At 53.1% G+C, this 441-nt stretch carries 1 protein-coding gene; it reads left to right on the forward strand.

The annotated features are described in order from the left end of the window. The coding region (locus Q4563_RS16235; RefSeq protein WP_303605214.1) for a 3-hydroxyacyl-CoA dehydrogenase NAD-binding domain-containing protein at nt 1-441 on the forward strand (441 nt) is incomplete at both ends.

Here is a 441-nt window from a genome sequence, read left to right on the forward strand (position 1 = left end):
GGTACGGTCAATACCGTGGTGGAAGCGGTCGTGGAAAACCCGAACGTCAAAAAAGCAGTCCTGGCTGAGCTGGAAGACGAGGTATCTGCAGACACGATTGTGACCTCCAACACCTCGACCATTTCGATTGATTTGCTGGCAGCCGATCTCAAGCGGCCGGAAAATTTCCTCGGTATGCACTTCTTTAACCCGGTACATATGATGCCGCTGGTGGAAGTTATTCGTGGTTCAAAAACGTCCAACGAAGCAGTAGCAACCGTCGTGGCTTACGCCAAGAAAATGGGCAAGACCCCGATTGTGGTCAACGATTGCCCGGGCTTCCTGGTGAACCGGGTCTTGTTCCCGTATTTCGCCGGTTTTGCAGGTTTGGTACGAGACGGTGCCGACTTCCAGAAAATCGACAAGGTGATGGAAAAGTTCGGCTTCCCAATGGGGCCTGCC

The organism is Gilvimarinus sp. 1_MG-2023 (assembly GCF_030548285.1).